This is a genomic window from Microcoleus sp. T2B6 (genome assembly GCF_036700475.1).
In the GTDB taxonomy this organism is placed as follows: Bacteria; Cyanobacteriota; Cyanobacteriia; order Cyanobacteriales; family Microcoleaceae; genus Microcoleus.
The window spans coordinates 1-10,097 of sequence record NZ_JAUBOZ010000168.1; the positions used below are offsets into that span (position 1 = coordinate 1).

General features: G+C 45.1%; 10 protein-coding genes. 4 read left to right on the forward strand and 6 right to left on the reverse strand.

The features are described from left to right. Nucleotides 1-264: 264 nt before the first annotated feature. Both QUA00_RS35055 and ffh read right to left on the reverse strand, forming a co-directional pair. Entirely contained in the window at nt 265-873 is a 609-nt protein-coding gene (locus QUA00_RS35055; protein WP_333107614.1) for a Uma2 family endonuclease, read from the reverse strand. 173 nt (nt 874-1,046) lie between these two features. Continuing rightward, nucleotides 1,047-2,495 (reverse strand): signal recognition particle protein, encoded by a 1,449-nt coding sequence (ffh, locus tag QUA00_RS35060; RefSeq protein WP_333107613.1) that lies wholly within the window; start codon nt 2,493-2,495, stop codon nt 1,047-1,049. A gap of 296 nt (nt 2,496-2,791) precedes the next feature. Between ffh and QUA00_RS35065 the strand changes: the two genes are divergently transcribed. Then, the gene (locus QUA00_RS35065) at nt 2,792-2,962 is read left to right on the forward strand and encodes a hypothetical protein (RefSeq protein WP_445305784.1); all 171 of its coding nucleotides are present in this window, start codon (nt 2,792-2,794) and stop codon (nt 2,960-2,962) included. Between the two features lie 64 nt (nt 2,963-3,026). Beyond that, a complete protein-coding gene (locus QUA00_RS35070; protein ID WP_190739090.1) occupies nt 3,027-3,254 on the forward strand; it encodes a type II toxin-antitoxin system HicB family antitoxin in 228 nt (75 codons plus the stop codon). Nucleotides 3,255-3,347: 93 nt separating this feature from the next. Here QUA00_RS35070 and QUA00_RS35075 read toward each other — a convergent pair whose 3' ends face one another. After that, the gene (locus QUA00_RS35075) at nt 3,348-4,760 is read right to left on the reverse strand and encodes an NB-ARC domain-containing protein (RefSeq protein ID WP_333413121.1); all 1,413 of its coding nucleotides are present in this window, start codon (nt 4,758-4,760) and stop codon (nt 3,348-3,350) included. A gap of 154 nt (nt 4,761-4,914) precedes the next feature. On the opposite strand from QUA00_RS35075, the gene QUA00_RS35080 reads away from it, so the two are divergent. Beyond that, entirely contained in the window at nt 4,915-5,430 is a 516-nt protein-coding gene (locus QUA00_RS35080; protein ID WP_333143766.1) for a hypothetical protein, read from the forward strand. A gap of 3 nt (nt 5,431-5,433) precedes the next feature. Beyond that, nucleotides 5,434-6,213 carry a Tat pathway signal protein gene (locus QUA00_RS35085; RefSeq protein WP_333143767.1) on the forward strand — a complete coding sequence of 260 codons (780 nt, stop codon included), beginning with the start codon at nt 5,434-5,436 and terminating at the stop codon, nt 6,211-6,213. Between the two features lie 276 nt (nt 6,214-6,489). Here QUA00_RS35085 and QUA00_RS35090 read toward each other — a convergent pair whose 3' ends face one another. The 3 genes from QUA00_RS35090 to QUA00_RS35100 all read right to left on the reverse strand — a co-directional run bounded on the left by QUA00_RS35090 (nt 6,490) and on the right by QUA00_RS35100 (nt 9,824). Next, the gene (locus tag QUA00_RS35090) at nt 6,490-7,992 is read right to left on the reverse strand and encodes a tetratricopeptide repeat-containing serine protease family protein (protein ID WP_333413123.1); all 1,503 of its coding nucleotides are present in this window, start codon (nt 7,990-7,992) and stop codon (nt 6,490-6,492) included. Nucleotides 7,993-8,290: 298 nt separating this feature from the next. Further along, the gene (locus tag QUA00_RS35095; RefSeq protein ID WP_333143769.1) at nt 8,291-8,896 is read right to left on the reverse strand and encodes a Uma2 family endonuclease; all 606 of its coding nucleotides are present in this window, start codon (nt 8,894-8,896) and stop codon (nt 8,291-8,293) included. Between the two features lie 145 nt (nt 8,897-9,041). Further along, the gene (locus tag QUA00_RS35100; RefSeq protein WP_333413125.1) at nt 9,042-9,824 is read right to left on the reverse strand and encodes a calcium-binding protein; all 783 of its coding nucleotides are present in this window, start codon (nt 9,822-9,824) and stop codon (nt 9,042-9,044) included. Between the last annotated feature and the right edge of the window lie 273 nt (nt 9,825-10,097).

A 10,097-nucleotide genomic window follows, 5' to 3' on the forward strand; every position in this document is an offset into this window, starting at 1 on the left:
ACTGGGAGACTAAAGTCTCCCTCGCCCTTTCATCCCTGGACTAAAGTCGCAGGGTTTTCAGGGTATTTCTTATAAAATTTACCTCATGCCCGAACGTTAATTTTTAGGAATTCCTAACGGGTTCATGCTCAGTAACACAGAATTTCCGATATTTTGATTCACTATTGTCTCGGACGATCGACTTCGAGTCGCACTCTTGCAGTGTATGCTGCCCGTTGGGGGGTGCGGAATCTGGGATTGGGCGGATTTGGTATCAAAAGCTCTCTAACGCCACACTCGCCTTAAATTCAACACAAATCCTGGCAATACATCTTCCCCGGATAACTCGGTTGGATTAATTAATATTTCTACTTCTGTCTGTTGTCTGTAAATCTCTACCCGTTGGTTTTGCGGGTCAATTAACCAGCCCAATCTCGCACCATTGTCAATATATTCTCGCATCTTGGTTTGGAGGGTGGAGAGACTGTCAGATGCCGAGCGCAATTCTACCACAAAGTCGGGACACAGGGGAACGAAGCCTTTACGTTCTTTTGCAGTTAATGCTTCCCAGCGAGTTCTACTCACCCAAGAAGCATCGGGAGAACGGCGAGCACCATTGGGGAGGATGAATCCAGTAGAAGAGTCAAAGCCTTCTCCTAAATCTTCGTTTGCTTCGCACCAGCGATCAACTTGCCCGCTGATACTGAGGTTGCGGCTTCCTGATTCTCCTCCTGTGGGTGGATTCACTATTAATTCTCCTTGTGATGTTCTTTCTAATCTCAAGTCGGGATTTGCCAATGCTAAAGCCTCGAATTGTTCGCAACTTACCAGCAGGGCGATCGCATTTGGCAATTCTATAGAGATGGTTTCTGGTTGAGTAATTGTTTGTACCATATTCAATTCCAGGGTTTTTTAGGTAGAAACTGGCAACAAGAAAAGAGTTAAAAACGGTATTGTGTATGGTGCGTCGCTGTGTGATTTTCAAGCTGATTAGCAGATTGTCGGTGGCGACGCACCCTACGGTATCTACAGGTTTTTGACGGAGGGTGCAATCTGTCAGATACTTTCTACAACTGTCCGAAACCTTTTTTAGGCTTATCTTTTTTCTTTTTCTTCTTCTGCTGGGCACCCATATAGCCACGGGAACCGGGCTGCATTCCGGGGCCACCCATTCCGGGCATTCCGGGCATTCCGGGCAATCCTCCCATTCCTGTAAAGTTGCCTTGACTCATTTGCTGCATCATTGTACGCATTTTCTGGAAATCGCTCACCAGCTTAGTTACGTCGTTTTCAGCGTAGCCTGCGCCTTTGCCGATGCGGCGGCGGCGGGATGGAGAACTGGCTAAAAGTTCGGGGTTGCGGCGTTCTTCAACTGTCATCGAATTAATCATGGCTTCGGTGCGTTTTAGCTGCACTTCTCCCTGCCGCATTTGTTCGTCTGAAAGTTTGTTCATCCCCGGAATCATTTTCATGATGCCGCCGAGGGAACCCATATTTTTTAACAGTCTGGTTTGTTTGAGAAAGTCGGTAAAGTCAAACTTTGCCGTGAGCATTTTCTCTTGCATTTTCTCGGCATCGGCGATGTCGAATTCTTCTTGCGCTTTTTCTACTAGCGTCAAGACATCGCCCATGCCGAGTATTCTCGATGCCATGCGATCGGGATAAAATGGTTGCAATGCTTCCACTTTTTCGCCGACGCCGACAAATTTAATCGGCGCGCCGGATATTTGCCGCACGGATAAGGCTGCACCGCCGCGACTGTCGCCGTCTAATTTGGTTAAGATTGCGCCGGTAATGCCGATTTGTTCGTGAAAGGTGCGGGTTAAATTTGCTGCTTCTTGGCCGGTCATGGCATCAACAACTAACAGCGTTTCGTGGGGTTGCACTGTTTGTTTGATGCGGCCCAATTCTGCCATCATGTCTTGGTCGATTTGCAGGCGGCCTGCTGTATCGACGATGATGGTATCAATGCCGATTTGTTTGCCGTGTTCGATGCCTTGGCGGGCAATTTCTACGGGGTCAATGTCTTTGCCTAATTCAAATACGGGTACGTCGATTTGTTTGCCGAGGGTTAGCAATTGGTCGATCGCGGCTGGTCGATAAATGTCGGTTGCGACTAGCAGTGCGGTACGATTTTGTTTGCGGAGGTGCAGCGCTAGTTTGGCGGTAGCTGTGGTTTTCCCGGTTCCTTGCAAACCTGCCATCAGGATCACTGTGGGCCCGGATTCGGCGGTGGCGAGGGGTACGTTGGTTTCCCCCATGACGCGCACGAGTTCGTCGTGGACGATTTTGATGAATTGTTGGTCGGGACGGACGCCTGAAACGACTTCTGCGCCTTGTGCTTTTGCCGCTACCTCTGAGATGAAGTTTTTGACGACTTGGAGGTTGACATCGGCTTCCAGGAGGGCGCGGCGGACTTCTTTGAGCGCGTCTTGGATGTTGGACTCGGAGATTTTATTTTGTCCGCGCAGTTTTTTCCAGGTGGATTCGAGTCGATCGGCAAGGGCTTCAAACATAGGGCATTGTTGGCTAGTCAGTCTTTTTAATTTTAGGCTAAATGGGGCTGTTTGGATTAATGTTTTGCTAATTTTTCAATAATCCTTTCAGGGCGGGCTAGAAGCCCACCCCACAAGCAAATTATTCATGTGTTGTGGAACAGGCATCTTGCCTGTTCCTAAAACTGCTATAAGATGTGAGTTTTTACGCGGATTGATGCTGAAACTACTTCAAATTCATGTAGTAGGGTACGTTTTGACAAACCCTACTTTATGGAATAGGATTAAAGTATTTCCGTCACCTTGCCACAATTTTAATGTCTGCTTATGCCCAAAAAGATTCGAGAACTCAAAAGCCTGCTGCTAAAAGCTGGGTTTACTTATCGTTCGGCAAAAGGCAGCCATACAAGATGGGTTCATCCCTTACTACTATCATGAACCAATTACCATTGCTGGAAATGATGGCGATGATGCGAAACTGTATTTAGAGAGAAGAGAAGTTAATCGAAAAATTGGAATAGTGAAAGCAATTGAAGAAGAGGAACCTGAATCATGAAATTACCTTATATAATTGTTATTCAATGGTCGGATGAAGATAACTGCTACCTAGTTCACTTACCTGATTTTCCATCTCAGCAGTTCCACACTCATGGAGATACCTACGAAGAAGCTTTGCAGAATGCAGTAGAGGTATTAGAGCTTTTAGTTGAAGAATATCAGGTAGATGGTAAATCTCTCCCTGAACCTAAAACTCTAGTAGAAAACTTGCTGTTTGCTTGATTATTGATTTGAAGCGATCGCCCTTTCCCAAAAAACAGGCGATCGCTCTTTTATGTAGAAGGGCGATTGTTTTTATATTTGGATGTTTTGAAGTTATTTGATGTTGGTTTTTATGTATTCTGCGATCGCGGGTTGGACTGTGAAGAGGGTGCGATCGCCCTTTTGGACTTTTTCGATTAATAACCTCCGTCTCAAGGATTCGACGGCTTTGAGGAATTCTGAAGGGGATAATTCCAGAAGGGCTGGCTTTTTGGAGATTTCGACTGCTTTGATTTGATTTGCCAACCAGGACATTACTTGTTTTTCGGAGTCGGACAAGCGCTGAAAATGTTTGTGCAATAAATATTCTAAGTCTCCTAAAACTAGGCTATCATAGGATAAAAATTCAGCAATATTACCGCTAAATAAGTCTTGAATAGCAGCAGCTACTGTATTCAACCACAAGGGATTTCCTCGGTAAATGTCTATCAATTCTGACCATTTTTCAGATTCGGCTAGGCCTTTTTCTGTGAATATTTCTCGCGCGGATTCGCCTAAACCATTGAGTTGCAATGTTTGACAATTTTTCGGGTGGCTTTCTAATGCTGCAATTTCTCTGGGTTTTTCCCAACTAATCAAAACGATGCAACTGTTGTGACAGGATTCTGCTATTTGTTTGAAGAAAGTGCCATAGTTTTCATAGCCTGGTTTGTAGTTTCCTGCTAGTTGTTGGCTGCTGAAAATTGTTTGCACATCATCGAGGATGATGAGACAGCGGTGCGATCGTAAATATTGTAGGGGCAATCCCCCCGTGGTTGCCCTTTCTTCGGGGGCGGCGATCGCCCTTTCTTCGGGGGCGGGCACGGGGGCACCGCCCCTACAGAATTGAATTAAGTCGGTTTGGAGTGTTTGGAGGGGTGGCGCGTCGCGGAGGCTTCGCCAGATTATACAGTCAAATTCATATTGAATGTGTTGGATTAGTTGGAGTGCGATCGCACTTTTGCCGCTTCCGCTTAATCCTAAGATGCTGATGAGACGGGTGCGGTTTTCCAAAATCCATTGTTTGAGGGTGGTGAGTTCGGATGTGCGATCGTAAAATGTCGAGATTTCTGGTGCGTCGTCTAAGTCGATGCGGGGCTGTTTTGCTGTTGGTTGGGGGTTTTGAGGTGTTTTGGGCGATCGGACTTTTTCACGACAAACATTAAGGTTTTTATTAACTGTTACATTCTCACCTGTGATATTTTCAACAATAGTTGATTGATAATTATAAACTATACCCTGCTCTAATACAGTCCTAAAATTTGCTTTAGTAATATTTTTTCCTAATCCTTTAGAAAGTATTGTCCAAAGTTGTGATCCGACATTTCTGACATGACTTGGACTTGAGTAAACTTCTTGAGCAATTTGCGTGTAAGTTGTGTCTTGTAACGTTCCCCGCAAAATAGCTTCTTGCACATAATCTAAATGCTTTCCCGTCTTAGCAAAAATTAGCTCATCTGCCCGTGTCAAAACTTCGGCAATATCCATAGATTAGGGAGAAGCTGGAGTTTACGCCATTCATTATACCTGACATTTCGTACAATTGTGACATTTTTGATTTTGTCATCTATCTAAAGTCAGGACTTTTCCTACACAGCTCATCCTTTATATTAATTGGTTAAGGTATTAGCAGGATATTTATATGAAGCGAGTGCGGTGGCTCAGCGGTTTGTTCTCGGCTGGGGTGTTGTCTTTTAGTTTAGCGACAGTTGGCGCACAAGTGGCACAGGCCCAGCGCCCGATCTTTTTGCTCGAACTCAACTGTGTTCATAGAGGGTTTCCGAATTATCAAGAACAAGCTCGGGATGTTTCCATAGGTAGAGAAATATACACCAGTCGTTTGTTGATATGGGCGAGTAACGGAGCTGGTTGGACTTGTCAACTTCCTGGTGGTCCCGCCTCTCTCCGAATAGAGTATGGAGTTGCGGATGGGGATGGTCTACCCCCTGCGAAAATAGATGTTTATGTAGATGGAAATCAAGTAGCTTCCCAAGTAGGAAAAGATGGAAGGGTCAATACAATGCTGGTAGATGTCAGTAACGGAAAAAGTGTGGCTGTTGATATCTATTGCTCTAGGGCAACAAATTGTAGCAATAAATGGTACTACTTCTTCTGGCTCGCTATTATACCAGGGGCAGGCTCTCCAGGGAGTAGATAAATTATGAGTATTAGCCGCCGTCAATTTAACCGGCTCGTCATATGGGGTGGCGCTTCTTTTACTGCTTCCGCAACATCGGGCATCTTCTTCCCCAAACCTGCCGAAGCTTATTCCCTAGAATTTCCGATTAGTGCTTTATCAGCCGATCGCGTTTTCAACGGTATTCAAAAATATTGTGGAGCACAGCCCATCCCCGGCGTTCTAACACCAATATTACAAGGCAATACTAATGTTAGCAGTAAAGTAGATCCAGCAGCGGCCAACGCTATTCGCAGGGCAGATAAAGAATTTGTTGATCGCAACTTTACCAACAAAAGAACCGAATTAGCCCTAACTGGCAGCGGTTCCAATTTTGCTGCTGATACCAGTCGGCTGTGGGGCCGGCAAAGACAGGAGCAAGTGGGCCCGAATGTTGGCTTTGGGTTTGTACAAAAGTGGGAAGATCAATATAGCGATGCCAAAATTTCCGGGCCGACAATGTGCGCTATTCATAACGCTCAACAAGTCTTAGCCGATCAAAGATTAACACCTCCAGAAATCGCGGCTTCTGTATTGCCAACTCGATCGCGAATAGATGATACAACAGCTTGGGGAGGGGATGCGGATGCGTCTGCTGGGAGGAATCCTGGTGCTGTTTTTGCTCAATACAATACAGCCGCCGGTACGGTGACATCTCGCTACGATTTAGTTGAACCTGGGCCGAGAGGTTTTGGGCGTGTTGAGTTTACTATTGAAGCCGAAGATCAGCCTCGGCGGGTGATTTTGGTGACGGTGAGGTTTTAGGGAGAAATCAGCATTACGAAAATCCTGTAGGGGCGGGTTCGCCAAGATTTCTAATTCACATCCAAGGTATTTATAAACCCGCCCCCACCCACGAATAGGGCCGGGGCGGGTTTATTTGGCCTGTTTGTTTCTGTCAAATATTGTTGGTGAACCCGCCCCTACCTTATGGATGGGGCGGGGCGGGTTTATTTTACCTGTTTGTTTGTGTCAAATATTGTTGGTAAACCCGCCCCTACAGGATTAATTGCAATCCGATCGTCGATTATATCATAACGTTTATTGTCTTTGCAATTGCCCAATCAAATCTAATGCTTTTTGAGCATCTGCATTCATTCCTTGAGCCCTAAATAAACGAGCCGCTTGCTGCAAATCTGCGATCGCCCCTTGTCTATCTCCCATTCTCACCAACGTAATTCCTCGGTTAGCAAAAGCCTTTGCATAATTGGGATTGAGTTGAATTGCTTGAGTGTAATCAGCTAATGCAGAGCGATCGTTATTGATGCGAAACAGCGCTAATCCTCTGTTAAAATAAGTGTTGGCGCGACCCGGATTAATTTGCAGCGCTTGATTGAAATCGTCGATCGCCCCTTTTTGATCGCCCAAGTCCGAAAGTGCTAATCCTCGGTTGTTGTAAGCCGCTGCAAAGTTTCTATCCAAGCGGATGACTTGAGTATAATCTGCGATCGCCCCCGGTTTGTCTCCCATTGCTGACAAAACCAGCCCCCGATTGTAGTAAGCGTCAACATAACCGGCATTTAGGGCGATCGCCTTGCTATAATCAGCGATACTCTTGGGCATTTGTCTCAAATCGGAATAAGCGAGGGCTCGATAGAAATAAGCTTCCGCGTAATCAGATTGAGTTTGAATTGCTTGGTTAAAATCGGCAACAGCCCCTGACAAATCTCCCCGATCAAACCGAGTTAAACCTCGAACGTAATAAGTCTTAGCATCTTGCGGATTATTGAGTTTCAGAGGTGCATTAGCGGTTGGAGAGGTATTTATCAAAAGAGCCGAACGATTTAATCCCGCCTCCGATAATTTAGCTAGAAAAGTGTTAATAGGAATTGCTGAATTAAATCCTGTTTTAATATCGGCTAAACCTGTAATAACTTTTCCGTCAATGACAGGATCGTAATCCCGATCGCCCTCTCCATGAACTCCAACTACCCGCCCTTCTCCATCAAATACAGGCCCTCCACTCATTCCCCCTTTCGTGACAGCATTGTAGCGCAAATTATACCCTTGGGGATGACTTGAAATTCTGCTTGTAACGAAGCCCGGCACAAACTCGAAATTGCGCTCTTTTTGGTGCTGGTTTCTGCTAGCCGGAATACCTGGATAGCCAAACACAAAAATTTGTGTAGCAACTGTCGCTTGTTCGGAATCGCCGAAAGTGACAACAGGATAAGAATCTGCACTGTTAAATGTTACCACTGCTAAATCGGGAGCATTCTGACCTTTCTGTAATAGTACACGACGGGTTACTGGATAGTTTTTTCCCGTATGACTGCGAATTGTATAGGTAAGTTTATCATCATCAACTACATGGTTAGCTGTCAGGAGAGTGTAGGTTGTACCTTGTTTTGCAATAATAAATCCCGTTCCACCACGCTTATCCGATCTGTTAATTTGAACGGTGACAGATTCAGCGAATTTGGCAATTTCTTGGGGAGTTTTTGCGAAAACAGGTGCTGCTGCAAAGACGACTATTCCTGCTACTGTTACTGTTCCTGCGAGGATGCTGGCGAGGGAATCAAACCGCGAATAATCCCTATTCATAGATATTTGCTGAAGAGTAAGATTTTTTATACTTATGACTTACGCATGGGAGTCCAGAAACCGGGTTTTTTGCCCCGAAGACCCGTTATTACCACAGATTCGGTAAAAAACCCGGTTTCTTTGGTCGAAATGCGTAAGCCCTAATACTCCGAATAGTATAGATTAAAATAAAATTTCTGAAAACCAGAAACCCTGGATGTTTTCAGATGATTGCGATTTTTATGACATTTCGTACATTTCGTATATTCCGGCCATTGCCGGCATTCCTAGGCCATAATTTATTTGTATATCTTCTAGGTTAACCAACTCGAACTGCATCCCGAAACACTTTCAAAGCTTCTTTTTCTTCAGACATTTGCAGGCATCTCCCCAGCAATTCTAGATCCAAATCCGGCAACAGCATACTCCGAGAAACGCGATCGTAATCCTCCGAGTTCAGTTGGTAAATCGAAAATACTCCGTCTTCCCAAAACCAAACTTCTGCTACGTTAAATCTGCGGTAGTATTCCAGTTTATTAATAGTTCCGCTAGTAAAAACAATTTCGATCGCCAAATCGGGTGTTTCTCGCTGCCGTCTGTCTTCGCCAAAGTAGTAAGATAAATCTGGTTCCTTGCTGCTGCCTTTTGCTTCCCCTTGGAGTGTAGCGCTACCCGTCGGTCTAAAACTAATATCTTTTTCTACGAAAAAGGTCATTAACATTCCTGCCAGCAGGCATTTAATGGTTTCATGTTCCGGCGAAAGTGTCATAATTTCCACATATCCGTCGAGGTAAGACAAGCGAACACTGCGAGTGTACTCTAGCAAGGAATCCAAAGCTTTGAACTGTTCCCAAGTCATCGATAGCGGCAAAATCAACCGCTGTTCCGGGAGTGCAGTTAATTTGGGGTGAGTGGCAATGGTCATATATACTTTCCCCGAGTTTGAATTTCTACTTTTAGATTAGCATAAAAATATATAAAGGGAGAAATTGGGGACTTCGAGCGCTCTTGTTCCCCCCTTGTTAAGGGGGGTTAGGGGGGATTTTGCCCGTCTAATTCCCTACAAATAATTAAGTCAAAAACTGGAATTGAGAACCGTTAACTGCCAAAGCAAACGGACTTGCCTGTTCAAATGCCCCGACAAGTTCAAAGTTATCCACATTTAAAATTACCCCCAAAATCCGTCCGTCTCTTTGGTTGCTAATCACCATGTCGTTGATAATTCCGTCGTTATCGTAAGCAATCAAATTGTCGTCTTCAAAGAAAAGGTCTAGTTCTGTTAAACCGTCCGTCAAACCAATACGATCGCCCTCGTCAAAGTTAAAATCGGTAACGACATCTGCTCCATCTATACCAAATGCTTCATCGTTGCTTCTGAGGACGAATATGTCACCACCGAGGCCTCCCGTGAGCACGTCAACTCCCCGATCGCCCCCGATGAAATCGTCGCCCTCATTGCCGTCTAAATCGTCGTCTCCTTGCCCTCCCCGCATGATATCGTTCCCGAACCCTCCGAAGATAAGGTCATTTCCGGCGTCGCCCCTAACTACATCGTTGCCATCATTTCCATCCACTATATCGGCATCTTTGCCACCGTAAAGGATGTCGTTCCCGCCGTTACCTGCGATAACATCATTGCCGTCATTTCCCAACAATCTTTCGTTGGAATCGAAGGAACCTGCTATGGTATCGTTGCCGCCGAGTCCCCAAACTCCCCAGGGGAAAGAGAACAAGTTTCCTGCTCCTACGTCGATATCATCTGCTGTAGCGAATCCCAAAAGACGTGGGCCGCCGCCAGCAAATACAGGAAATCCTGTCGAATCGGCGATGAGATTGTTAACCGTTAAAGCCATAACTATGTCCTTTCAAAAATCATGTTATCTGTATTATATATGTTAATTCTTGCCTTGCCAAATAGCAAGTTATATGGTAATTTCTATCGCAAGTTTATTTGCTAAATTAGTGACCACCAACCTGTTTGCCAATTGGTAATTACCAATTGGTAATTACCAATTACCAGGGCTACGCCTCATTCAACCCAAACCTGCTATAGGGAGCATCTCATATTTGTAAAAATACTTCTTCTGGCTCCTTCCTTCTTCTGGCTCCTTCCTTCTTCCTCTTTC